Source organism: Mesorhizobium sp. B2-4-15 (genome assembly GCF_006658505.1).
In the GTDB taxonomy this organism is placed as follows: domain Bacteria; phylum Pseudomonadota; class Alphaproteobacteria; order Rhizobiales; family Rhizobiaceae; genus Mesorhizobium.
This window is the reverse complement of record NZ_VFUZ01000008.1, coordinates 103,988-126,342: the sequence shown is the minus strand read 5'-3', so window position 1 is coordinate 126,342 and position 22,355 is coordinate 103,988. Positions and strand designations below refer to the sequence as shown.

The 22,355-nt window shown below is 63.4% G+C and carries 24 protein-coding genes; 14 read left to right on the top strand and 10 right to left on the bottom strand.

Features of this window, described 5'->3' with window-relative positions:
- From FJ930_RS12240 to FJ930_RS12225, 4 genes are read right to left on the bottom strand one after another with little or no spacing between them, the layout of a single operon-like run.
- Entirely contained in the window at nucleotides 1-258 is a 258-nt protein-coding gene (locus FJ930_RS12240; RefSeq protein ID WP_141837856.1) for a sarcosine oxidase subunit delta, read from the bottom strand.
- Between the two features lie 12 nt (nucleotides 259-270).
- A complete protein-coding gene (locus FJ930_RS12235) occupies nucleotides 271-1,527 on the bottom strand; it encodes a sarcosine oxidase subunit beta family protein (RefSeq protein ID WP_141837853.1) in 1,257 nt (418 codons plus the stop codon).
- Between the two features lie 9 nt (nucleotides 1,528-1,536).
- Nucleotides 1,537-2,685: a Xaa-Pro peptidase family protein gene (locus tag FJ930_RS12230; RefSeq protein WP_141837851.1), complete on the bottom strand. Its 1,149-nt coding sequence runs from the start codon at nucleotides 2,683-2,685 to the stop codon at nucleotides 1,537-1,539.
- A 37-nt stretch (nucleotides 2,686-2,722) separates the two neighbouring features.
- Complete coding sequence (locus tag FJ930_RS12225) at nucleotides 2,723-3,904, bottom strand: M24 family metallopeptidase (RefSeq protein WP_140611637.1); 1,182 nt, start codon at nucleotides 3,902-3,904, stop codon at nucleotides 2,723-2,725.
- Between the two features lie 254 nt (nucleotides 3,905-4,158).
- On the opposite strand from FJ930_RS12225, the gene ehuB reads away from it, so the two are divergent.
- The 10 genes from ehuB (at nucleotide 4,159) to FJ930_RS12175 (ending at nucleotide 12,167) form a co-directional block, all read left to right on the top strand.
- Nucleotides 4,159-5,022 (top strand): ectoine/hydroxyectoine ABC transporter substrate-binding protein EhuB, encoded by an 864-nt coding sequence (gene ehuB / locus FJ930_RS12220; RefSeq protein WP_246676884.1) that lies wholly within the window; start codon nucleotides 4,159-4,161, stop codon nucleotides 5,020-5,022.
- A 56-nt stretch (nucleotides 5,023-5,078) separates the two neighbouring features.
- On the top strand, nucleotides 5,079-5,807 hold the full coding sequence (gene ehuC / locus FJ930_RS12215; RefSeq protein WP_141837847.1) for an ectoine/hydroxyectoine ABC transporter permease subunit EhuC: 729 nt from the start codon (nucleotides 5,079-5,081) through the stop codon (nucleotides 5,805-5,807).
- A complete protein-coding gene (ehuD, locus tag FJ930_RS12210) occupies nucleotides 5,804-6,463 on the top strand; it encodes an ectoine/hydroxyectoine ABC transporter permease subunit EhuD (protein WP_140692361.1) in 660 nt (219 codons plus the stop codon). The genes ehuC and ehuD overlap by 4 nt, the downstream gene beginning before the upstream one ends.
- Nucleotides 6,460-7,239 carry an ectoine/hydroxyectoine ABC transporter ATP-binding protein EhuA gene (ehuA, locus tag FJ930_RS12205; protein ID WP_141837845.1) on the top strand — a complete coding sequence of 260 codons (780 nt, stop codon included), beginning with the start codon at nucleotides 6,460-6,462 and terminating at the stop codon, nucleotides 7,237-7,239. Before ehuD ends, ehuA begins: the two co-directional genes overlap by 4 nt.
- A complete protein-coding gene (locus FJ930_RS12200; protein WP_141837843.1) occupies nucleotides 7,236-7,985 on the top strand; it encodes a GntR family transcriptional regulator in 750 nt (249 codons plus the stop codon). The genes ehuA and FJ930_RS12200 overlap by 4 nt, the downstream gene beginning before the upstream one ends.
- A 362-nt stretch (nucleotides 7,986-8,347) precedes the next feature.
- Nucleotides 8,348-8,797, top strand: a complete 450-nt coding sequence (mntR, locus tag FJ930_RS12195) for a manganese-binding transcriptional regulator MntR (protein WP_140744485.1) — start codon at nucleotides 8,348-8,350, stop codon at nucleotides 8,795-8,797.
- Between the two features lie 100 nt (nucleotides 8,798-8,897).
- A complete protein-coding gene (locus FJ930_RS12190) occupies nucleotides 8,898-9,086 on the top strand; it encodes a hypothetical protein (RefSeq protein ID WP_140744486.1) in 189 nt (62 codons plus the stop codon).
- Nucleotides 9,087-9,486: 400 nt separating this feature from the next.
- Entirely contained in the window at nucleotides 9,487-10,431 is a 945-nt protein-coding gene (locus FJ930_RS12185) for a neutral zinc metallopeptidase (RefSeq protein WP_140744487.1), read from the top strand.
- 154 nt (nucleotides 10,432-10,585) lie between these two features.
- Nucleotides 10,586-11,851, top strand: a complete 1,266-nt coding sequence (locus FJ930_RS12180; protein WP_141837840.1) for a TCR/Tet family MFS transporter — start codon at nucleotides 10,586-10,588, stop codon at nucleotides 11,849-11,851.
- Nucleotides 11,852-11,885: 34 nt separating this feature from the next.
- Nucleotides 11,886-12,167, top strand: a complete 282-nt coding sequence (locus FJ930_RS12175) for a hypothetical protein (RefSeq protein ID WP_246676883.1) — start codon at nucleotides 11,886-11,888, stop codon at nucleotides 12,165-12,167.
- Between the two features lie 219 nt (nucleotides 12,168-12,386).
- Here FJ930_RS12175 and carA read toward each other — a convergent pair whose 3' ends face one another.
- Nucleotides 12,387-13,592 carry a glutamine-hydrolyzing carbamoyl-phosphate synthase small subunit gene (gene carA, locus FJ930_RS12165; RefSeq protein WP_141837838.1) on the bottom strand — a complete coding sequence of 402 codons (1,206 nt, stop codon included), beginning with the start codon at nucleotides 13,590-13,592 and terminating at the stop codon, nucleotides 12,387-12,389.
- Nucleotides 13,593-13,869: 277 nt separating this feature from the next.
- Between carA and FJ930_RS12160 the strand changes: the two genes are divergently transcribed.
- A complete protein-coding gene (locus FJ930_RS12160; protein WP_140763519.1) occupies nucleotides 13,870-14,319 on the top strand; it encodes a GatB/YqeY domain-containing protein in 450 nt (149 codons plus the stop codon).
- A gap of 33 nt (nucleotides 14,320-14,352) precedes the next feature.
- Here the strand turns inward: FJ930_RS12160 and FJ930_RS12155 are convergent, their stop codons facing one another.
- Nucleotides 14,353-15,354, bottom strand: a complete 1,002-nt coding sequence (locus tag FJ930_RS12155) for a hypothetical protein (protein ID WP_141837836.1) — start codon at nucleotides 15,352-15,354, stop codon at nucleotides 14,353-14,355.
- Between the two features lie 394 nt (nucleotides 15,355-15,748).
- Here FJ930_RS12155 and FJ930_RS12150 point away from each other — a divergent pair, with 394 nt between their 5' ends.
- Both FJ930_RS12150 and FJ930_RS12145 read left to right on the top strand, forming a co-directional pair.
- A complete protein-coding gene (locus tag FJ930_RS12150; RefSeq protein ID WP_141837834.1) occupies nucleotides 15,749-16,459 on the top strand; it encodes a DNA helicase in 711 nt (236 codons plus the stop codon).
- 32 nt (nucleotides 16,460-16,491) lie between these two features.
- Nucleotides 16,492-17,049: a GNAT family N-acetyltransferase gene (locus tag FJ930_RS12145; RefSeq protein WP_141837995.1), complete on the top strand. Its 558-nt coding sequence runs from the start codon at nucleotides 16,492-16,494 to the stop codon at nucleotides 17,047-17,049.
- 6 nt (nucleotides 17,050-17,055) lie between these two features.
- Here FJ930_RS12145 and FJ930_RS12140 read toward each other — a convergent pair whose 3' ends face one another.
- The 4 genes from FJ930_RS12140 to FJ930_RS12125 form a co-directional block, all read right to left on the bottom strand.
- Nucleotides 17,056-18,090 (bottom strand): P1 family peptidase, encoded by a 1,035-nt coding sequence (locus FJ930_RS12140; protein WP_141837832.1) that lies wholly within the window; start codon nucleotides 18,088-18,090, stop codon nucleotides 17,056-17,058.
- 97 nt (nucleotides 18,091-18,187) lie between these two features.
- Nucleotides 18,188-19,372, bottom strand: coding sequence for an MFS transporter (locus tag FJ930_RS12135; protein WP_141837830.1), 1,185 nt, complete (start codon nucleotides 19,370-19,372; stop codon nucleotides 18,188-18,190).
- Nucleotides 19,373-19,532: 160 nt separating this feature from the next.
- Nucleotides 19,533-19,742, bottom strand: coding sequence for a DUF2061 domain-containing protein (locus FJ930_RS12130; protein WP_140744497.1), 210 nt, complete (start codon nucleotides 19,740-19,742; stop codon nucleotides 19,533-19,535).
- A gap of 132 nt (nucleotides 19,743-19,874) precedes the next feature.
- Complete coding sequence (locus FJ930_RS12125; protein WP_141837828.1) at nucleotides 19,875-21,539, bottom strand: Na/Pi cotransporter family protein; 1,665 nt, start codon at nucleotides 21,537-21,539, stop codon at nucleotides 19,875-19,877.
- Nucleotides 21,540-21,913: 374 nt separating this feature from the next.
- Here FJ930_RS12125 and FJ930_RS12120 point away from each other — a divergent pair, with 374 nt between their 5' ends.
- Nucleotides 21,914-22,276, top strand: coding sequence for an RcnB family protein (locus tag FJ930_RS12120; RefSeq protein WP_141837826.1), 363 nt, complete (start codon nucleotides 21,914-21,916; stop codon nucleotides 22,274-22,276).
- Nucleotides 22,277-22,355: the final 79 nt, after the last annotated feature.

Sequence of the window (22,355 nt, the reverse complement as noted above, 5' to 3'; positions counted from 1 at the left end):
CTATGTCCTGGCGAAGCCGACGGAGAGGATGGAATGGTCGCGGGTGTCGCGGTTGACGACGAGCCATTGCCGGCAGCCGGCGACATGTTGCCAGAACTCGCTGTGCGGCCCGGGCGGGTTTTTGCGGACATAGACATAGCGATACCAGGTCTCCGGGTCCGGATCGTCATGACCTGGACGCGTGACCGAAGCGTCCCCGCCATAGCGGAACTCGTCATGGTCGCGCGGGCCACAGCACGGACATTCGATGCGAAGCATTTGTCTTGCCCTTTATTGAAGCCAGGCGGAGGGGCCGGCGCCAGCCTCGTCGAGTGTGTGGCCGGAACGGAAACGGTCGAGCCCGTAGGCGGCGATCAATGGATGCGGCTTGCCGGTCGCCAGCGTATGCGCAAAGCACCAGCCCGAAGCCGGCGTCGCCTTGAAGCCGCCATAGCACCAGCCGCCGTTGAGATAGAGCCCGTCGATCGGTGTCGGGCAGATGATCGGGCTGGCGTCGGGCGTCATGTCCATTACGCCGCCCCAATGGCGCAGCATCCTGACGCGTGAGATGCAGGGCATCAGCGCGATCGCGGCCTCGGCCACCTCGCGCACGACGCCGAGATTGCCGCGCTGGGCGTAGGAGTTGTAGCCGTCGAGATTGCCGCCGAAAACCAATCCACCCTTGTCGGACTGGCTGACATAGAAATGATCAGCGCCATAGGCGACGACATGGTCGACCAGCGGCTTCAGCGGCTCGGTGACGAAAGCCTGCAGCACGTGGCTTTCGATCGGCAGTTCCAAGCCGGCCTTCTGTCCGAGCACGGAGGTATGGCCGGCCACAGCGAGACCGACCTTGCCGGCGCCGATCCGGCCCTTGCTCGTCTCCACGCCGACTATCCTGTCGCCGTCCCGGACAAAACCGGTCACTTCGCAGTTCTGGATGATGTCGACGCCATGGCCGTCGGCGGCACGTGCATAGCCCCAGGCGACAGCATCGTGACGGGCCGTGCCGGCGCGGCCCTGCAGGATCGCGCCATGGATCGGAAATCGCGCCGTTTCGGAAAAATCGAGATAAGGGACCAGCCGCCGCACTGCGTCGCGATCGAGTATGTCGGCATCGATGCCGTTTAGCCGCATGACGTTGGCACGGTGGCTGAAAGTATCGAGCTGGTCCGCCGAATGGGCGGTGACGATCTGGCCGCGTTGCGAGAACATGACGTTGAAATTCAGCGCCTGCGACAGGCCTTCCCACAGCTTGACCGAGAATTCGTAGAACTGGGTGTTGCCGTCGAGCAGGTAATTGGAGCGGATGACGGTGGTGTTGCGGCCGACATTGCCGCCGCCGATATAGCCCTTCTCCAGCACGGCGACATTGCGGATGCCGTGATTCTCCGCGAGATAGAAGGCCGTGGCCAGCCCGTGTCCGCCACCGCCGACGACGATCACATCGTAAGCCGGCTTCGGCTCTGCGGCGCGCCAGGCGCGCTGCCAGTTCTTCTGGCCGGACAAGCCGTTGCGGAAAATCGAGAACGCAGAATAGCGCGACATGTTCATGGTCTAGCGGACGATCGAGCCGGCCGGGGTGCGGGTCAGCACTTCAGCGCCTGCGTCGGTCAGCAGCACCGTGTTTGACATGAAATGGTCGCCGCGGCCGGTGCCCATCAGCCAGGACAGGATGTGGAAGCTCATGCCAGTCTCGATTTCGAGATCGGAATCGTGCCTGAGGCCGGTCACCGAATTGCCGCCGGTCCAGGATGGCGGCTGGCCAATGCCGACCAGATACCCGCAATGATGGCGGCGATAGTGCGAGAGACCGGCTTCGTCGGCGACGCCTTGCCAGGCGGCATAGACGTCGCGCGCTCTGACGCCAGGTCTGAGCGCCTTGACGACGGCATCGAATGCCTTGGCCGTCACCTCGGCCATCGCCGCGTCTTGATCCTTGGTGCTGCCAATACGGATCAGCCGGCCAAGCGGCGCATGATAGCGCGAGACGCAGCCGGAGAGTTCGACGAAGACAGGCTCGCCGGTGCGGTAGATGCCGTCGCCCCAGGTCGTGTGTTCTTCCCCGAGCCTGGTGGCGGGACGAATGAACGGGCCGAAACCCGGCGCGTGGCCCCCGGCGCGGATCATCGCCGCCACGCATTGGGCGGCGACCTCCTGCTCGGCGGCGCCGGCGGAGATTGCCGCGATCGCCGCACCTGCGGCAGCGTCCGTAACCTTGGCGGCGCGGCGCATCAGCACCTGTTCCTCGGCACTCTTCACCAGCCGCATCTTGTCGACGAGCCCGGAAACGTCGCTCCATTTGGCGTCGGCCTGCGCCTCGAGCCTCAAGGCGAGGCCATGGCTCAGACCGGAGGTCCAGTGTTCGAGGCCGATCTGTTTGCCTGCCAGGCCAAGCTCGAAAATGAGGCGCGCGGCCAGATCGGCAGCGGTTTCGCTGTCGGAATGACCGCGGAAATCCGCCGCCTTCACCTGGTTCTCTATCGTCACCTTTTCCATTGACCGAGTGACCAGAACCGGTCGACCGTCGAGTGGGACAATCAAGAGGTGTGGCGCGAAATAGCCCCAATGGTCGAGGCCGGTGAGGTAGAAGATATTCTCAGGGGAAGCGAAGATAGCGGCATCAAGCCCGCGTTCTGCCAGGGCCGTGGACACCTTCGACAGGCGGCCGGCGATTTCGGCTTCGGAAAAGGGATTGCGGTCCATTGGGTATCCTTGAGGTTACCGGCTCTTGGGCTGGTGGTCAGTCAATGACGATGAGATCGCGGGTCACGTCGCAAAGCCGTTCGCCGCCGCCTTCGGTAACGACGAAGGATTCGGAAATGGCGACGCCGAAATCGTCGAGCCATACGCCGGCCATGAAGTGGAAGCACATACCGGGCTGCAGTTCGGTCTTGTCGCCAGGCCTCAGGCTTGCGGTGCGTTCGCCCCAATCCGGCGGATAGGCGAGGCCGACAGGATAGCCGACGCGGCTTTCCTTCTTCAGCCCGTTTCTGCGCAGCACCGCCTGCCAGGCGGCCTCGACCTCTTCGGCGGTGTTGCCGGGCCGTGCCAGATCGAGGCCCGCATCGACCCCTTCGACGATCGCCTTTGCCATATCGGAGAGGGCGGTCGGCGGCTTGCCGAAATGCACCGTCCGGGTTAACGCCGCGTGATAGCGCCGTCGCACACCGGCGATCTCGATGATGGCCAGTCCGCTGTCCGGAAGAGGCGCGTCCGACCAGGTCAGATGCGGTGTGCTCGTGCCTTCGCCTACCGGCATCAGCGGGCAGATTGCTGCGTAGTCGCCGCCGACGCCTGGCAGGCCCATGATCTGGGCATGATAGATTTCCGCGATCACTTGGTTCTGCGGCACGCCCGGTCGCATCTTTTCGACCGCGCGGTTCATGGCATTGTCGCAGATCGCGCCGGCTTCACGGATCAGCACCAGTTCGGCCTCCGATTTTACCAGCCGCGCCCAGTTGACGAGGTCGTGATTGTTGCCGAAACGCGCCGCGGGCAGGCCGCCGACAAGATGGGCATGACAGCGCGCCGTGTAGTAGTGCGCGTCCATCTCGACGCCGATGCGCGCCTGTTCCCATCCGCGTGCCCGGATCAGGCTGGCGAGTTCGTCATACGGATGCTCGATAGGCTGCTGTACCAGCCGCTCGGAGAACGCGACGATGTTTTCTTCGGGCAGGCCGGTGGTCAAGCGGGCGCTCCTGGCGTCCTGCGCCCTGCCGAACCAGATCGGCAGATTTTCCTCCAGATGGACGAGCACGCATTGCGGCACGTAGAAGGACCATCCGTCGTAGCCAGTAAGCCAGCACATGTTTGCGGGATCCTGGCAGACGATGAGATCGAAGCCGGCCTTCTCCATGCGCCGCTTCACGCCCGTCAGGCGCTGCGCGTATTCCGTCTTCGTGAAATTGGCCGACCTGCTCAAAACTCGTCCCCGTGACCATCGTGATCGATTGCAAGTCCGCCGCTACATTTCGAGGCAGATACCTCTAATTGTGCACAACTAGCAATCGATCCAGCCGCGCATTCGGGCTGATATCAACGATTTTCCAGATTCGTACAGGGTGTCTTGCGATATGTCCAGATGAGTTGTATACGTCTTACATGTTCGATGCGACGATGGAGAAACGTCCTTCGAGCCGGTAAGCTCATCCAAAAAGAAAAGGGGAATGCATGCTCATGTCACAGATATCTCGCCGCACGGCCATGAAGACGGCTGCCTGCCTTGCGCTCGTCGCGACTATGTTGACGGCGCTTCCGGCTCAGGCCGAAACGACCCTCGAACGCGCCAAGAAGGACGGCTACATCCGCGTCGGTTTCGCCAATGAGGCGCCGTTCGGGTTCGCAACGCCTGACGGCAAATTGACCGGCGAAGCGCCCGAGGTCGCCAAGGCCGTGCTCGCCAAGATGGGCATTTCGCAGGTGGACGGCGTGCTGACCGAATTCGGGTCGCTCATACCTGGTCTGAAGGCTGGGAGATTTGACATCATCGCTGCCGGCATGTTCATCAATCCAAAGCGTTGCGCGGAGATCAATTTCTCCGAACCGTCCTATGGTATCGGTCAGGCCATGCTGGTGGCGAAGGGCAACCCGAAGGGCATAAAGGATTATTCAAGCGTCAAGGACAATCCCGATCTCAAGCTCGCCGTGATGGCGGGCGCGGTCGAGGGTGGATACGCCAAGGATGCAGGTGTCGCGCCAGGGCAGATCGTCGCTTTGCCTGACCAGTCCAGTCTCGTTGCCGCCGTCCAGGCAGGGCGCGCCGACGCCGCCGCGCTTACCGCATTGTCGATCGCCGATATGGCCAAGAAGGCCGATGGCGTCGAATCGACCAAGCCCTTCGGCGAGGTTGCCGGCAAGTCGGTGAAGGGGCACGGCGGCTTCGGCTTCCGCAAGGAGGACACCGATCTCCAGGAAGCGTTCAATGCCGAACTGAAGAAATTCATCGGCTCACCGGAGCACATTGCGCTGGTCGAGCCACTCGGCTTCGGTAAGGATTATCTGCCGAACAAGACCACCGCGCAGCTCTGCAAGGGCGAATAAGTTCCCAACTGCTGGGCGGCGTGAAAGCGCCGCCCCTTTTTTGCTCGGAGAAGCAGATGGGAATCCGCACGCTCGTTGCCATGCTGTTTGTCTCGCTGGCCGTGATCGCCGTGCTTGCAACGCAGGCAACATACAGGCTGTTCCTGCCGGGGCTGCTGCAGGGCGCCGTCCTGACAATGGAGATCGCCATCCTGGGCAGCCTGCTGGCGGTCATCATGGGCGTGCTCGCCGCCTTGGCACGTATGTATGGCCCGGCGCCGCTTAGATGGCTGGCGACGGTCTATGTCGAGATCTTTCGCGGCACCTCGGCGCTGGTGCAATTGTTCTGGCTGTTTTTTGTGCTGCCGCAATTCGGCGTCACGCTAGACGCATTTCTCGTTGCCGTACTGGCGCTCGGCCTGAATGTCGGGGCTTACGGATCCGAATGCGTGCGGGGGGCCATCCAGTCAGTCGCGCGCGGCCAGTGGGAAGCGGGAACTGCGCTCAACATGAGCCGCGCGCAGATGCTGCGCCGGATCATCCTGCCGCAGGCCTTCATCGCCATGATCCCGCCTTGGGGCAATCTGTTCATCGAGTTGCTGAAGTCGACCGCGCTGGTCTCGCTGATCACCCTGTCGGACCTTGCCTTCAAGGCGCAGCAGATGAACCAGAACACGTTCAAGACCATTCCAATCTTCACGCTGGTGCTGCTGATGTATCTCGCCATGTCGCTCACCGTCTCCATCGGCATGCGGCTGCTCGAAAAGCGGGCCTCGCTCGGCTTGGCGCGAGGGAAGGCAGCATGATCTGGGATTGGAGTTTTGCCCTCGAGATCCTGCCGGTGCTGGCGCGCGCCGCGGTCATCTCGATAGAGGCGACGCTGCTCGGTTTCGCCATCGCGGCCTCGCTCGGCCTGGTCCTGGCGGTGATCCGTATCGCCGTGCCGTGGACGGGTTGGACGATCTCGGTGCTGGTCGAGCTGATCCGCTCGACGCCATTGCTCATCCAGATATTCTTCCTCTATTTCGTCTTTCCGAAATTCGGCCTTGTGCTCGACGCGTTCACGGCTGGTGTCATGGCGATTGGCATTCACTATGCCGCCTACTGCTCGGAGGTCTATCGCGCCGGCTTCGACAACATCCATCGTGGTCAATGGGAAGCCTCGATCGCGCTGAATCTCTCGTCCTGGACGACCTTTCGCGACATCATTATCCCGCAGGCCATTCCGCCGATCGTGCCGGCGCTCGGCAACTATCTCGTCGCGCTGTTCAAGGAAACGCCGCTGCTTTCGGCTATCGCCGTGCTGGAACTCATGCAGACAGCCAAGATTATCGGCTCCGAGACTTTCCGCTACACCGAGCCGATTACCCTGGTCGGCCTGTTCTTCCTTGCGATGAGCCTGGTTTCTGCCGCGCTCATTCGTGCCCTCGAACGCCTGCTCAACCGGAGGAACACGCGATGACGGAACAACCGATGGTCCGTTTCGACAATGTTTCCAAACGCTACGGCGCGTTGACCGTTCTCAACGGCTTGAACCTCGAAATCGCGCGCGGCGAGAAGGTTTCCGTCATTGGCCCGTCCGGTTCGGGCAAGACCACCGTGCTGCGCATGCTGATGACGCTGGAGACGATCAATGACGGTGTCATCTGGGTCGAAGGCGAGCCGCTGACGCACATGCAGCAGGGCGGAACGCTTGTGCCTGCCAACCTTGCTCACATCCGTCGCATCCGGGCAAAGATCGGTATGGTCTTCCAGTCCTTCAATCTGTTCCCCCACATGACGGCGATGGCAAATTGCATCGAGGCGCCGATAACCGTGCTTGGCATGAAAAGGGCGGATGCCGAGGCGCGGGCGGCCGAGCTTCTCGACATGGTTGGGCTGTCGCAGAAGAAGGATCATTACCCTTCCCAGCTTTCCGGTGGCCAGCAACAGCGCGTCGCCATCGCCAGGGCGTTGGCGATGCGACCCAAGATAATGCTGTTCGACGAGGTGACCTCGGCGCTTGATCCGGAACTTGTCGGCGAAGTGCTGCAAGTGATAAGGCAAATCGGCCGCGAGCATGATTTGACGATGCTCATGGTCACGCACCAGATGGGCTTCGCCAAGGAATTTTCCGATCGCGTCTGCTTCTTCTACCAGGGCAAGATATGCGAGCAGGGACCGCCAGGCGAGCTGTTCGGTGCCCCTAAGAACGAGCGGACACGGCAATTCCTGCATGCTGTCCTGGAGGCTGGATGACACTGGAGACGGATGCCTCGGTCACCACGGCGATCCTGGAGGCGCCGCGGCCGCTTTCGGCGCGGGAACGGTTCGAGCGTATCTACCGGATCCTGCGAGACCGCATCTGCCTGCTCGACTACCCGCCGGGAAGCCGGCTCTCCGAGGAAGAACTCGCCCAGGAATTCCAGATCAGCCGCACGCCGGTCCGCCGCGTGCTGGCACGTCTTGAATCCGAAGGTCTGGTTCAATCCGTGCACGGCGTCGGCACCATAGTCACCGATGTCGACATCGAGGAACTGCAGCAGGTCTATCACTTGCGCCTCGAATTGGCGCTTCTGGTCGGCAAGCTTTCGCCGATCCCGCGGACGGCGGCCGACCTGGATCGAATCCGGACGCTCATCGCGCGCTGTGATTCCGACATGCTCGATCCGGATCAGCGGGCTTTCCTGCAGCTGAACATGGACTTCTTTTCTGAACTGACCGCCATGACCGGGAACCAGCCCCTGCGCGAGATCAGCGAGAGACTTTATTTCCAGGTGGCGCGTGTCGTCCTGAAGATGATGCCTCAACTAGGGCTTGTGGAAGAGTTCACCGCGTTTCGACGTGAGATGGAGGAAGTCCTGGCCGCAGCGGAGATCGGCGACTGGGAGTCGATCGGGCACATCAGGCGCGCGCATATCTCCATGAGCTTTCGACGCATGATGCGGCATGGGGATCATGCCAAGGACACGAGCAGCGATCGCTTGGTACGGCAAGAAGAATAGTTTCTTTGCCCGAAGTTCGAAACGCCATTGGCGGATATCGTTGAAGAGGCGGCCAGCACCAGGCCGGTTGGGCCGGCGCCTACGATCAGAACGTCACTGCGGGTCATGGCTTTCTCCCTGGCGGCGATTGCAGTCGGGCGGTTTCAGATCAGCAACAGCCAAATATGGCCCCAGGAGTCACGGACAATGGCGCTGGATGGTTTTCTGCCTTCCCATCGAAGGCATAGGCTGGCGGGGGAACTCGTCCCGACGCGCATCGACCTGCTTGCCGATCAGGGAACATGCCTCCAAATAAACGGCCTGAAGAATCAAAGCCCGTGCTATAAAAACAGAGACGGCAAAACTCCCAGGAGGAGCGCGCATTGGCGCTGAAGAACAAACCGGTCCCGCGTGAGCCATTGCCTGACGCCGACGTCCATTCGGAAGGGTTCCGACAGACGCGCGAAGCGCGCCGCAGCGCACTTGTCGAGGACTATGTCGAACTGATCGCCGACCTGATCGAGGACGGCAATGAGGCGCGCCAGGTCGATATCGCCGCTAGGCTCGGCGTCGCCCAGCCGACAGTGGCCAAGATGCTGACCAGGTTGTGCGCCGACGGGCTGGTGTCGAGAAAACCCTATCGCGGTGTGTTCCTGACCGAAGCCGGCCGCAAGGTTGCCGAGGAGAGCCGCATCCGCCACCACACGGTGGAAGCCTTCCTGCGCTCGCTCGGCGTCAGCGCCGAGACGGCGCGCATCGATGCCGAGGGCATCGAGCATCATGTCAGCGCCGAGACGCTGGAGGCGTTTCGCAAGGCGATGACGGTGCGCTGAGCGTCCGGGTGACTTCCTCGGGCGGACCAGCGATCGGAACCGCCTGATCATACGCACGTTGCTTCCGAGATCGCGCGATTGTCGCGCCAGGGAGAAGACGATGGGCGTCGAACAAGCACCGACCGGGAAGGGCAAACAGGCCGCGAAAGGATTGCGGCAGGCCGCGGCCAGGGATGAGCGCAAGACGGAAGCCGAGACAGGCCACCCCTTGAAGAAGGGAGCGGAGCGGTTCGAGGAACGTTCGAAAAGCTCCGACGGCAAGAGCGCCGGCGCCAAACAGAAAGACTGAGCACTCTTCTGTCAACGGCTATACCGATTGCGCGGGCGGAGACCAAGTGCAGGTCCGAGCAGGCGACTGAAGGGCAGGCCGCCACGCTCCGGTGCCTTCAAAGTGGCCTGATCGGTGACGGCAATGCTGGACCCGAGCGTCACCTCGCCTGCGGCTCTCCAAGCAACTCGAGACCAGCGTAAGCGGTATTCGGACGATCATTCGTAAAAGTCCTCGCATCCCTCCTTGGGGGCGATGCCATAGGCCTTGGCTGGTCTCGGCCAGAGCGGTGAAGCCGGCATGCCGGCGCTGCGCCAGCCACGAAAAATGCTGTGACTTGGCGCAACCATTGGGATAATTGTTTGTTGGGTTGGGCCGGCCATACCGGAACAACGCGAAGTTCGCAGCGCTAGGAGTTGCCATGCTCTGGAGAGGCCGTCGTCAGAGTGACAATGTCGAGGACGACCGCGGCGACAGCGGCTCCGGCGGTGGGCTCGACGGCGGCGGCCCCGGCCAGTTCCGCATCCCCATCGGCGGCGGCGCGGGCGGTGGCGGCATGTCGCTCTCGGGCCTCATCATCTTCGCGGTCGTCGCGCTCATTGCCTGGGGTGTTTTCGGCATCAATCCCCTGCAACTCCTGAACGGGGACGGCGGCGCGCTGCTGCCGGGCGGCGGTGGCCAGATATCGGACAACAGCGGCGGCCAGGGCAACGGCGCCGCGCCCGCCAATGATGAGATGAAGCAGTTCGTGGCGACCGTCTTGGCCGAGACCGAAGACACCTGGACCGGCATCTTCAAGTCGCAAGGCCTGACCTATGAGGATCCCAAGCTGGTGCTGTTTTCCGGCCAGATCCGCTCGGCCTGCGGCTTCGCTTCCTCGGCGGCTGGTCCGTTCTACTGCCCCGGCGACCACAAGGTCTATCTCGACATGACCTTCTTCCAGCAGCTCGACCAGCAGTTCGGCGCCTCCGGCGAATTCGCCCGCGCCTATGTGATCGCGCATGAGGTCGGCCACCATGTGCAGAACCTCACCGGCATCATGTCCAAGTTCAACCAGATGCGGCAAGGCATGAGCGAAGCCGATGCCAACCAGCTGTCGGTGCGCATCGAGCTGCAGGCCGACTGCTTCGCCGGCGTGTGGGCCCACTACACCGCGCAGAAGGGCATTCTGGAACCGGGCGATTTCGAAAGCGCACTGAATGCCGCCAAGCAGATCGGCGACGACACGCTGCAGAAGAAGATGCAGGGCTATGTCGTGCCGGAGAGCTTCAACCACGGCACCTCGCAACAGCGGCAGACCTGGCTGGCGCGCGGCTACAAGAGCGGCAAGCTGTCGGACTGCAACACGATGAGCGGCCCGCTCTGAGCACTGATTCCACGGCGATACCCTGACGGAAACGATGCCGTCAGGAAGTGTCAGGATCAGGGCCTCCTACGTGTTCCCTCATTGTTCCTTTCGGCGGGCTCGCCTATAAGGTGCGTCCGCCTGTGCCCCGGGCGGCCAGAGGAGCTTGACCCATATGATCGACCCCAAAACCGCCAGGCGGGGCCTTGCGCTCGTTTTCACCACGCTGCTGCTCGATATTGTCGGCTTCGGTATCATCATGCCGGTGCTGCCGGCCTATCTGCAGGAGCTGTCCGGCGTCAGCATCAGCGGCGCGGCGATCGAGGGCGGCTGGCTGTTCTTCGTCTATGCCGCCATGCAGTTCTTCTTCGCACCCATCATGGGCGGTCTGAGCGACCGGTTCGGCCGGAGGCCGATCCTGCTCGCCTCGGTGCTGACCTTCTCCATCGACAATCTGATCTGCGCGGTCGCCTGGTCCTATCCGATGCTGTTCATCGGCCGCGTGCTGGCCGGCATTTCGGGCGCCAGCTATTCGACGACGTCGGCCTTCATCGCCGACATCTCCAACGATGAGAACCGGGCCAAGAATTTCGGCTTGCTCGGCATCGCCTTCGGCGTCGGCTTCGTCATCGGACCGGTGCTGGGCGGGTTGCTCGGCACGTTCGGGCCGCGCGTGCCGTTCTATTTCGCCGCCGGGCTCGCCTTCGTCAATTTCCTGATCGCGATGTTCTTCCTGCCGGAAACGCTCGATGAAAAGCACCGCCGCCGCTTCGAGTGGAAGCGCGCCAACCCGGTCGGCACGCTGCTGCAGATGCGCCAGTACCAGGGCATCGGCTGGATCGGGCTCGTCTTCTTCCTGATGACGCTCGGCCACATGATGTACCCGGCGGTCTGGTCGTTCGTGTCCAACTATCGTTATGGCTGGAGTGAGCAACAGATCGGCTTCTCGCTTGGTGCCTTCGGCCTGTGCGGTGCGATCATCATGGGCACCGTTCTGCCGCGCGTGATCGCCAGACTTGGCGAGTGGAAGACAGCAGTGATCGGCCTGACCTTCACGGCGGCCAGCGCCTTCGGCTATGCCTTCGCCACGCAGGGCTGGATGATCTATGCGGTGATCGTAGCCGGTTGCCTTGAAGCCTTGGCCGATCCGCCGCTCAGGAGCCTCGCCGCTGCCAAGGTGCCACCTTCGGCACAAGGCGAACTGCAGGGCGCGATGACCTCGATCTTCTCGATCACCTCGATCATCACGCCACTGCTCTACACGGCCATCTTCTCGTGGTTCACCGGGCCCAGCGCACCCGTGACTTTCGGCGGCGCGCCCTATCTGGTCGGAGCGTGCTTCCTGGTGCTGGCGCTCATCGTCTTTGTCACCAAGGTGGCGAGGACGGCAGCGGCCAGGACCGTTACGACCGACGTCGCCGAAGACGGAGCGCAGGTATGAGCCATGACAGCCGCATCGCGCTGACCAGGATGGAGTGTCGCCGTCGCGGCTGGTCTTCGGCGCCTGGCGCCTGCTCGATGGCGGCCCCCGCCCGGATGCCGATCAGGTGGCCCGGCTGATCGGCACCTCCGTCGATGCCGGCGATCTCGCCACCGTCGCCATCGCTTGGCTGCTGCTCTCCGGCCCGGCTGGTGCCGGTGCCCGGTTCAATGAGCCGGAACGGCTGACGGCCATGGTCAAGGCGCTGGAGATCAGCCTCGACCGCGAGCAATGGTTTGTCACGCTGGAGGCGAGTGAAGACCGGCCGGTGGCGTGAGTTTGGGCGGTTTGCGATGCGAAATTGTGGGCGTTTGCGCCGCCCCTCATTGCCCTGCCGGGCATTTCTCCCCGTATAGTGACGGGGAGAAAGACGCTGTCATCGGCCGTTCGCCAATTGCCTTCGTTGGAAAAGGGCCGGCGTTCGGTCAGCAGGCTTCTCCCCGTATACGGGGAGAAGGTGCCGGCAGGCGGATGAGGGCAGCGCTGACGGATCGAGTCAGGCTCGTTCTACCAGCAACTCCTCGCCGCGCTTTTCGCGGATCAGGTTGACGAAGCGGCGGAACAGATAGTGCGAGTCCTGCGGGCCGGGCGAGGCTTCGGGATGATGCTGGACAGAGAACACCGGGCGGCCGGTGAGCGCGATGCCGCAGTTCGAGCCGTCGAACAGCGAGACATGGGTTTCCTCGACGCCTGATGGCAGCGAGTCGGCGTCGACGGCGAAGCCGTGGTTCATCGAGACGATCTCGACCTTGCCGGTGGTGTGGTCCTTGACCGGATGATTGGCGCCGTGATGGCCCTGGTGCATCTTGGCGGTCTTGCCGCCCAGCGCCAGTGCCAGCATCTGATGGCCGAGACAGATGCCGAACACCGGAATGTCGGTCTTCAGCAAGTCCTGGATGACCGGCACGGCATAGTCGCCGGTGGCTTCCGGGTCGCCGGGACCGTTGGAAAGGAAGATGCCATCCGGCTGCATGGCCAGGATTTCTTCCGAACCAGTCTTGGCCGGAACCACCGTGACCTTGGCGCCGAGACCCGCGAGCAGGCGCAATATGTTGCGCTTGACGCCGTAGTCGATGGCAACGACATGCATGGTCGGCGCGTCCTGCTCGGCAAAACCCTCGTTCCACACCCAAGGCGTCTCGCGCCAGACCGAGGACTGGCCCGAGGTGACCTCCTTGGCGAGATCGAGCCCGATCAGGCCCGACCATGCGGCGGCGCGCCGCTTCAGATCGTCGAGGTCGAAGACGCCGTCGGGCGCATGCGCGATGACGGCGTTGGGCATGCCCTTTTCGCGGATCAGCGCGGTGAGCGCCCTCGTGTCGATGCCCGACAGCGCGACGATGCCGCGCTTCTTCAGCCATTGGTCGAGGTGGCCGGCGGCGCGGTAGTTGGACGGGTTGGTGACATCGGCCTTGAACACGGCGCCGACGGCGCCGGCGCGCGCGGCCGGATTGAGGTCCTCGATGTCCTCGCCATTGGTGCCGATATTGCCGATATGCGGGAAGGTGAAGGTGACGATCTGGCCGGCATAGGAGGGGTCGGTGAGGATCTCCTCATAGCCGGTGAGCGCCGTGTTGAAGCAGACTTCGGCGACGGCGGAGCCGGTGGCGCCGAGACCGCGGCCCTCGATGACGGTGCCGTCGGCCAGCACCAGAAGGGCGGTCGGCTTTTCGGTTGCCCAGGCGGGCGTCATCTCGGCCATGTCGGCACTCCTATCAGGCTGCGCGCTTCCACAGGCCCAGCCGGCCATCCGCGCAGCAAATGGCGCGGAGCGGCGAATTCGCGGCCTCCACGCACCCAAGCTTCAGTTCATGCAAGGCCCAGTACATAGGGGAAGGGGGCAGGCCGGTCAATGACGATGCGAAATGCGGCTTCGAATTATTTCATTGAGGAATATCATAGGCTTGCCCCGCCATATCAGGGTTTGCGTTGGCTTGCCCCCGGCGTTATTGTCCACGCCGACCGAAGGAGAAAGCACGATGCGCGCGAAAATCGCCGAATCCCTGAAGAGCGCGATGAAGGCGCAGGACAAGCACCGGCTGCCGACATTGCGGCTGATCCAGGCCGCCATCCACGATCGCGATATCGCCAATCGCGGCGCCGGCAAGGAACCGGCCAGCGACGAGGAAATCCTGCAGATACTGGCCAAGATGGTGAAGCAGCGCGAGGAATCGGCCAAGGCGTTCGAGGACGGCAAGCGGCCGGAACTGGCCGCTCAGGAGCGCGGCGAAATGGAGATCATCCGCGACTTCCTGCCGACGCAGCTCGACGATGCGGCGATCACGGCCGCGGCGCGCGAAGCGATTGCCGCGACCGGTGCCGCCAGCCAGAAGGACATGGGCAAGGTGATCGCCGCGCTGAAGCAGAAATATGCCGGCCAGATGGATTTCGGCAAGGCGAGCGGCATCGTCAAGGGCTTGTTGCAATAGCCTTTCCCGCCACGAGCAGCCGTCAAGCAGGCATCACGGCTCCTTGCAGATCGGCAGCGGCTGCGCGGGCGGTGCGGGATGATCCTTCTTGTACTGGGCGATGATCGGCTCGAGGGTTTTGCGCGGCCAGAATTTCGGCGCGCCGATTTCCTTCAGGCAGGATGCGTTCCAATAAGGCCCGTCGTTGGATGACGAATGGCCCTTTGCCGCCGCCTGCGCGACGGCGGCGATGTCGCGCGATTCCGGATAGATGTAGAGTGTCGTCGGGTTGTCCTTCACCATCGAAATGATCTGCCGCGCGTCCGCTGGCGACCAGCTGGTGCAGCCATTGCTGCGGCCGCCGGCATATTCCACCAGCTTGCCGAACGGCACCAGACCATCATGGTCGGCATAGGAGCTGTTGGGGGTTTTGCGCATGCACATGGTGCGCAGCACCTGCGCCGCGTGGCCGCCGATCACGCGTTGCCTGGCGTTGGCGGCTTCGCCCTCGCCATCGAACTGTATGAAGGTGCGCAGGAAGGCGGCATCCTGTTTGGCGCCGGCGCGATAAAAACCCTTGAAGGACGTCTTCGCCTCGCGGGTCATATAGGCGCCGCCGGCGGTCAACTCCGAATCCATGGCGTTGCCGAAGTTCTTGGAGCACCGCCTGCCGTTTGAAAAATCGACCGTGCCTTTCAGATTCCGGCCGCCGCCATGACCCGATGCGATGGCGCGAAAGGACTGGCTGGCTTCGCAGATGACATAATAGCGGCGCCCCAGCACGCCATTGCCGAGATCGCCCGGACGCGTGGCATCCATGGCAAAATAACAGGGGTTCGCGACCGCGCCCTGGGCCACCTTCTTCAGGTAGAGCGCGCGTGCCCGCTCCAGCACCACTTGCGAGATCTGGCCGTCGCTGTCGCCGACATGAGCCTGCAGCCAGGCCGGGACGGAGGAGGGCGCGGCGAAGGACCGGACCGACGCCGTCAGGGCGATGATGACAAGGAGGCTGAGGGTGATGACGACACCACCCAAGGGGACAGATCTCAACCGCACCAGACCCATTCTCCTGCCGAACCGTTTTTACTTCCCCGGTGAATCATTCGAGCCATCATAAAATGCCCTGTGCCAATCGGCGAAACACATCTTGTTTAGCGCACCGGCAAACCTGCACGAAGAAACAGGTCGGCGCACAAAATGTCCATAGGCCGGGATGCTGGCCTCAAGGCTTGCGGCGCGCGTCCTCGCATCGGCTGACATTCGCGATCTTCGATCCGCGATTTTCGACGCGCTGGGATTGCGCTATGATCTGATTCTGGCGCGGCCCGCGCCTCCTCCCTCCGCCGGGAAAGCATCAGTTCATGCAGGGCTATCCGAGCACCGGACCGACTGTTCGAGCACAAGGCATAAGGAGGGGTTGCGAAAACTGCTCGCACCAGGAGGTTTTGCGATGGAGCTATCCCAGCCCGTCTATCATCTGAAGCGTCAGGCCAAGCTGTTGTCCCGGGAAGCAAAAATCCCGCTCCACCAGGCGCTTGACCATATTGCGGCACAGGAAGGTTTTGCGAGCTGGAGCCTGCTTGCGGCCAAAGCCTCTGAAGCCACACCGGCCGGCAGGCTGTTCTCGCGGTTGGCGCCGGGCGACCTGGTTCTGGTCGGCGCGCGGCCAGGCCATGGCAAGACCCTGATGAGCCTTGAACTCGCGGTCGAAGCGATGAAGTCAGGCCATCGCAGCTTCTTCTTCACGCTGGAATATACGCGGCGCGATGTGCTGGAGCAGTTTCGCGCCATCGGCGCCGATCCGGCCCGGTTCGACCACCTGTTCGAGTTCGACAATTCCGATGCCATCAGCGCCGACCATATCGTCAGGGCGCTGGAATCGGCGCCGCGCGGCACGCTGGCGGTCATCGACTATCTGCAACTGCTCGACCAGAAGCGGGAAAACCCGGCCCTGATGGATCAGGTCCGTGCGCTGAAGGCTTTCGCACGCGACAGGGGCGTTATCCTGGTCTTCATCCCGCAGATCGACCGGTCCTACGATCCGTCGACAAAGCCGTTTCCCGATATCAGCGACATCAGGTTGCCGAACCCGCTGGACCTGTCGCTGTTCAGCAAGGCGTGTTTCCTGAACAAGGGCGGGGTCCGCTTCCAGCAGGCTTGAGCGTTCCTCCGGCCAAAGCTATGCCCTGGACCATGATCGAGATCGTCAAACCCGCGCCGGAGCATCTGCCGTCCTACAAGGCGGCGCTCGAGCGCGGCTGGTCGCCGGACAATGTGCGGCTGGAGGTTGCGAGGCGCGAGCAGCTTGCGGCTATAGACGAGGATCCCGTGGCCTTCCTGGCCAGCCTCGACGATCCCGAGGCCAAGGGCCCACCCATCACCTTGCCCGACGGCGGACACGTGCCGCGCCTGCCGAGTTTCAGGCGCTGGATCTGGGACGGCGAGGCATCGGGCTCGATCGGCCTGCGCTGGCAGAAGGGCACGGCGGAACTGCCGTCGCATGTGCTTGGCCATATCGGCTATGCGGTGGTGCCGTGGAAGCGGCGGCGCGGCTATGCCACCGAGGCCTTGCGGCTGATGCTCGAGGAGGCGAGGGCGGTCGGCCTTCCCTATGTCGAGATCACCGCCAAGCCCGCCAATCCAGCCTCACACAGGGTGATCCTGGCCAATGGCGGCCAACTGGTCGACCGCTTCTTCGAGGATGCCGCCTATGGCGGGATGGAGAGCCTGCGGTTCCGGATCGATCTGTAGAGCGCCCTATCGCCCTTCGGCCTGATCGCGCAGCCAGTCGGCCAGCGATGCGCGATGCTTGCCGGCCCTGCCGGTAAGGGCCTCGGCGGACAGCATGGAGTTCAGCACCGCCTCCTGCGTGGCGTCCGCCGCCGCCCGGAAAAGCATGTCGATGCGCGCTTCGTTGAGCGTCAGTTGCGGCACCAGATCGCGGCTTTCGTCGTGGTCAACCAGGTTGCCGGTGCTGAAGGCGATGGCGATGTCACCACTGCCATGGCCCCAGAAGGAACCGAGCCTGGCGATGCCGGCTCCGGCGCGGCGCGCCACCCTCTCGAGCTGGCGGTGTTCCAGCGGCACATCGGTCGCCAGAACGACCATGATCGAGCCGCGTTCGGCCTCGGCCGGCCGCCTCGGGTCGGGCCGGCGCCCGTCAGGCAGCACGAGGTCGCCGGCCCTGCCGAAGTTCGACAGGACGAGGACGCCCAGGTGATGGCCGCCGCCAAGCGCGATCTTCCTCGACGCCGAGCCGATGCCGCCCTTGAAGCCGAAGCAGCTCATTCCCGTTCCGGCGCCGACATTGCCCTGTTCAACCGCCCCCTCCCGCGCGTCCGCAAGCGCGGCAAGCGCGTGCTCCTCCGATATCGCCAGCGCCTGGATGTCGTTCAGCGGGCCGTCATTGCACTCGCCGACCACCGGGTTGACGGTTCCGGTTGTGCGGCCGATGTCCGGGTTCTGGCGGATGGCGTCGCGGATCAGCGCCGTGGCGCAGGTTCCGACCGAGAGCGTGTTGGTCAAGAGAACAGGCGTTTCGATGGTGCCGAGTTCCTGCACCTGCATCAGGCCGACGGTCTTGCCGAAGCCGTTGATGACATGGGCTGCCGCAACCACCTTCTTGCGGAACAGGTTTCCGCCATGCGGCAGGATGGCCGTCACGCCGGTGTTGATGTCGCCGTTGCGCAGCGTGCGGTGGCCGACGCGCACACCGGGCACATCGGTGATCGCATTGTGCGGACCCGCCGGCAAGCTGCCGCAGGTCAGGCCGAAATCGCTCGCTATGCCCATCTCTGCTCCGGTTTCACAAACGGTCCGTGCGGGCCTGTCGTGGTCATGCGGTCCGGCACGGCATGGATGACACGCGGCCAGGGTCGTCGGTTCTGATCTACTCGGCAGCGGCCGGCAGTGGCGGCCTGATATCGCTGCGGCGTTCCCAGACATGCGAGGCAACAGCGACGATGACGGCGATCAGCATGGCAAAGGCGCCGAGCAACGGCAGGCTGCGATAGCCGTAGCCGCCATTGAGCATGGCGGCGCCCAGTGATGCGGCCAATGCGATGCCGATATTGAAGCCGGATGGGATGAGCGAGGCAGCGAGACCGGATGCGTCGGCCGTCCAGGCCAGGATGCGGGTCTGGATCGGCGTGCCGATGGCGAAATTGAGTCCGCCCCAGATGACGATCGCGACGATCATCGGCAAGGGGTAGGGACTGACGGCGTGGATCACCGCCAGCGTCACCGCCTGCAGGACGAGCATGGTGATCAGCGAGGGCATCAGCTTCCAGTCGGAAAGCTTGCCGCCAAGGAAGACGCCCAGCGTGGCGCCGACGCCGTTGAGCAGCAGCACCCAGGGCACCAGCCTCTCGTCGAGGCCGGTGACCTCCAGCAGGGTCGGCGTGATGTAGGTGAACAGGCCGAATTGGCCGATCATCAGCATCAGCATCAGGATCAGCGAAGTCCAGACCTGTTGGCGTGCCAGCACGCGGACCTCGGTGGCGAGACCGGCGGGCTTGGCCTGATATCCGGCGGAGCGCGGCAAAAGGGCGGCCATGGCAAGGGTTGCCGCCACGCCCAGCGCGCCCATCACCCAGAAGGTCGCGCGCCAGCCCCAGATATTGCCGATCGCGGTGCCGGCCGGCACGCCGATGACGTTGGAGACGGTGAGGCCCGACAGGATGACGGCAACGGCCATGCCGCGCTGGTCCTCGCGCACCAGGCCGACCGCGACCACCATGGCGACGCCGAAATAGGCGCCATGCGCGACCGCAACGGCAATGCGCAACAGAAGCATCGAAGTGAAGTCGGGCGCCAGCGCGCAGGCCGCCTGGCCGATGGTGAAGGCAATGGCGAGGCCGAGCAGCAAGGTCTTGCGCGACAGCGACTTGGTGGCGAGCGCCAGCAGCGGGCCGCCAATGGCGATGCCGCAGGCATAGCCGGAGACGAGATAGCCTGCGGAGGGGATCGAAACGCCGAGGCCCTGCGCCACCTGCGGCAGTACGCCGGCGATGACGAACTCGGTGGTGCCGAAGGCGAAGGCGGCGATGAACAGGGCGATCAGCGGAAGCGACATGGCGGGAAATGGGATCCTCGAATGCAGGTCTCAAACCACGGATGGGCGTTGCCAGCAATCCAGAAATTTTTGTCCCCGCTTTAGCTTTTCTTGACCGATTCCCCAGGTCGCCCGCGAGCCAACCGGGCGGCGACGGTGCCGGCCGGCAGCGGGCAGGCGGCTATGCCGTGTTCTTGCGCCCGTAGGGAACCTTCAGCCATGCCCGTTCGTGGAAATAATAGAGCAGCGACTTGGTGAAGACCTCCGTTACGCCGATGGCGGCCGCGAGCTTGACGCTTCCGGTCACCACCAGCGAAATGATTATCGTGTCGATGGTGCCGGTTACCCGCCAGGAAAGCGCCTTGGCGAAACTGCGCGAATGGGTATCCATCGATCTCCTCCCGGTGGCATCAGATGCTTAGCCGACGGATGGCAGGATGAGCAAAGACTAATTTTGCCGTTGGAGCCACGATGACGAAACCTTGTTCCCAAGTTGATGCCTTTGCGGCAAAAACCCTTGCACCTAGCTCGCCTTCAGCCGTGAGCCGAAGAGCAGGCCGCGCTCTTCGAGAACCGGATAGGCCATCGATGCCAGCAGCGAGTTGATCTGCTTGAGGTCGCGGATGGTGTCGAGGTGGATCGAGCTGGTTTCGACGCTTTTGGCGGTGCCTTCGCGCAGCCGCAGGAAATGGCTGGCGCTGGTTTCTTTCTCGCGGTCGCGCAGCTGGTCCTTCTCCAGCACCAGCTGACGGGCCGTTTCGGGATCGCGCGAGACCAGCACGTTGAAGGCGAGCCGCGCATTGGCCAGCACCGAGCTGTGGAAGGCGCACAATTCGCTCCAGCCTTCGTCGGTGAATTCCAGCCTGCGATCGAACTTCTTCTTCACATGCACCAGCATGTTGCGCACGATGATGTCGCCGACCTGCTCGAGCTTGACGCAGGCGCCAATCAGCTCCTGGCAGCGCAGCGACTCGTCCTCGGTCAGCGGGTTCTTGGTGACCTTGGCGAGGTAGAGTTTTATGGCCGCGTGCTTGCGGTCGACGCGGTCGTCGAGGGCGGCAAGCGCCTTGATCTTGTCGGTATCGGCGTCTTCGTAGAGCTCGATGATGCGTTTCAGCATGATCTCGACTGTCTCGCACACCCGCACCACCTCGCGCGTGGCGTTGGCCAGCGCCTGGCTCGGCACGTCGAGCGCGCTCTCGTTGAGCGCCGAGAGCTCGATGACGTCGAGCGAGGCTGACGGCGCCGGCTTGGTGCCGAGCGCCACGATCTTCTCGGAAGCGCGATAGACGAAGCTGGCCAGCGGCAGGCCGGCGACCAGGATGATGACGTTGAACAGGATATGGGCGTTGACGATCTGGCCGGCCGCCGTGGCGCCGAGAAAGCCGACATGCGGCCTGAAGATCATGAACAGCACCAGCATGACCAGCGACCCAAGCCCGCGCATCAGGAGATTGCCGATCGGCACGACGCGCACGGCGGGGCTGGCCGAGCGGGTCAGCATCGGCGCGATGATCGAGGAACCGAGATTGACGCCGAGGATGAGGACGATGCCGAGTTCGGGCGTGATCAGGCCGCGGCCAGCCAGCGTCGCCATCAACAGGACTGCCGCGATGCTCGACTGGAACAGCCAGGTGATCAGCGCCGCCAGCAGATAGGCGGTGACGGAATCGGTGGAGAAGTAGTTGATGATGACAGGCATGAGCTGGCTGTTGCGCAACGGCTCCGAGGCCTGGCCGATCATTTCCAGCGACAGGATCAAAAGGCCGATGCCGACCAGGATGCGGCCGGTCTGGCGCCAGTCGCGCCGCTCGGTGGCCATGAACATCACCGTGCCGGTGATCAGGCAGAGCGGCACCAGCAAGGTGAGATCGAAGGTCAGCAGCTTCACCACCAGCGCCGAGCCGATCTCGGCGCCGCGCACCGCCAATTGGCCGGCGGCGCCCGAGACGATGCCTGAACCGGCGAAGGAGCCGACCAGCAGAGTGACCGCGGTGGAACTTTGCAGCGCGATCGCCAAGCCCGTTCCGGCCAGCACGGCCATGATCGGGTTGCGCATGGTGGCGCGCAGGCGATGGCGCAGCACATCACCATAGGCGCGTTCGACGCCGGTCTTGACCATGCGGGTGGCAAACAGCATCAGCGCCACGGCGCCGGCCAGATGCAGCAGGACGACGGAGCCGCTCATTGCGCTGCCCGCATGCGGACAGCGCGCGCGGTGCGGACGACGCGGCGATCAGGGGAAAAAGCGAGAGTAGGATTCATGGTCATGGCAGCCGTAATGATAGCCGAGATATCTTAGCCGGATAATAAAATTTTGTCGATTTCAAGGGGCTGTCGCGGCGCGACAAGCCACGTCGGGAAATGGACGGGGCGCGCAAGGCCGGCATGCCGTCCACGGTATCAGCCGGATCTGCCGGGCGGCCGGCTGATGCCTTTGCGATAATGTTCAGCTCACCGTCGTAAATGAAGGAATTCATTAAACAATTGTAATGGGGACGTTCAGTTTCAGTTCATCCGCTGGCGGCTACTCCTCGGGCATCGACAACCAAGGAGACTCGTATGAAACGCATTATCCTTTCCGGCCTCGCCTTCTCGATGCTAGCCGCCACGTCGCTCACCGGCCAGGCGGCGCCGATGAACGCGCCGGTCGCGCCGCAATCGACCTACTCAAAGGTCGATTGGCAGAAGCCCGGCAGGCATGTCGAAAAGCGCGTCGTGAAGAAGAAGGTCGTGGTGAAGCGCAACCACTGGCGTAATGGCCAGAAATATTCCAACTGGAAACGTCACCAGCCGATCCGCGACTACGGCCGCTACGGCCTGCACCGTCCCGGCCGCGGCCAGGAATGGATCCGCGTCGGCAATGACTACGTGCTCGTCGGCGTCCTCTCCGGCGTGATCTTCGGCGCCATCGCCGCTCATTGATCTGCGGCATTAGCCAGCATGAAGGAAGGCGGCCCGAAATGGCCGCCTTTTCTCTGTGGAAAGCGGGTATGGCCTCTAT

What these genes read in the sequence shown, in the direction of transcription:
- FJ930_RS12240 (WP_141837856.1), bottom strand. Translation starts at nt 258, where the DNA reads ATGCTTCGCATCGAATGTCCGTGCTGTGGCCCGCGCGACCATGACGAG.
- FJ930_RS12235 (WP_141837853.1), bottom strand. Translation starts at nt 1,527, where the DNA reads ATGTCGCGCTATTCTGCGTTCTCGATTTTCCGCAACGGCTTGTCCGGC.
- FJ930_RS12230 (WP_141837851.1), bottom strand. Translation starts at nt 2,685, where the DNA reads ATGGACCGCAATCCCTTTTCCGAAGCCGAAATCGCCGGCCGCCTGTCG.
- ehuB (WP_246676884.1), top strand. Translation starts at nt 4,159, where the DNA reads ATGTCACAGATATCTCGCCGCACGGCCATGAAGACGGCTGCCTGCCTT.
- ehuC (WP_141837847.1), top strand. Translation starts at nt 5,079, where the DNA reads ATGGGAATCCGCACGCTCGTTGCCATGCTGTTTGTCTCGCTGGCCGTG.
- ehuD (WP_140692361.1), top strand. Translation starts at nt 5,804, where the DNA reads ATGATCTGGGATTGGAGTTTTGCCCTCGAGATCCTGCCGGTGCTGGCG.
- ehuA (WP_141837845.1), top strand. Translation starts at nt 6,460, where the DNA reads ATGACGGAACAACCGATGGTCCGTTTCGACAATGTTTCCAAACGCTAC.
- FJ930_RS12200 (WP_141837843.1), top strand. Translation starts at nt 7,236, where the DNA reads ATGACACTGGAGACGGATGCCTCGGTCACCACGGCGATCCTGGAGGCG.
- FJ930_RS12190 (WP_140744486.1), top strand. Translation starts at nt 8,898, where the DNA reads ATGGGCGTCGAACAAGCACCGACCGGGAAGGGCAAACAGGCCGCGAAA.
- FJ930_RS12185 (WP_140744487.1), top strand. Translation starts at nt 9,487, where the DNA reads ATGCTCTGGAGAGGCCGTCGTCAGAGTGACAATGTCGAGGACGACCGC.
- FJ930_RS12180 (WP_141837840.1), top strand. Translation starts at nt 10,586, where the DNA reads ATGATCGACCCCAAAACCGCCAGGCGGGGCCTTGCGCTCGTTTTCACC.
- carA (WP_141837838.1), bottom strand. Translation starts at nt 13,592, where the DNA reads ATGGCCGAGATGACGCCCGCCTGGGCAACCGAAAAGCCGACCGCCCTT.
- FJ930_RS12160 (WP_140763519.1), top strand. Translation starts at nt 13,870, where the DNA reads ATGCGCGCGAAAATCGCCGAATCCCTGAAGAGCGCGATGAAGGCGCAG.
- FJ930_RS12150 (WP_141837834.1), top strand. Translation starts at nt 15,749, where the DNA reads ATGGAGCTATCCCAGCCCGTCTATCATCTGAAGCGTCAGGCCAAGCTG.
- FJ930_RS12145 (WP_141837995.1), top strand. Translation starts at nt 16,492, where the DNA reads ATGATCGAGATCGTCAAACCCGCGCCGGAGCATCTGCCGTCCTACAAG.
- FJ930_RS12140 (WP_141837832.1), bottom strand. Translation starts at nt 18,090, where the DNA reads ATGGGCATAGCGAGCGATTTCGGCCTGACCTGCGGCAGCTTGCCGGCG.
- FJ930_RS12135 (WP_141837830.1), bottom strand. Translation starts at nt 19,372, where the DNA reads ATGTCGCTTCCGCTGATCGCCCTGTTCATCGCCGCCTTCGCCTTCGGC.
- FJ930_RS12130 (WP_140744497.1), bottom strand. Translation starts at nt 19,742, where the DNA reads ATGGATACCCATTCGCGCAGTTTCGCCAAGGCGCTTTCCTGGCGGGTA.
- FJ930_RS12125 (WP_141837828.1), bottom strand. Translation starts at nt 21,539, where the DNA reads ATGAGCGGCTCCGTCGTCCTGCTGCATCTGGCCGGCGCCGTGGCGCTG.
- FJ930_RS12120 (WP_141837826.1), top strand. Translation starts at nt 21,914, where the DNA reads ATGAAACGCATTATCCTTTCCGGCCTCGCCTTCTCGATGCTAGCCGCC.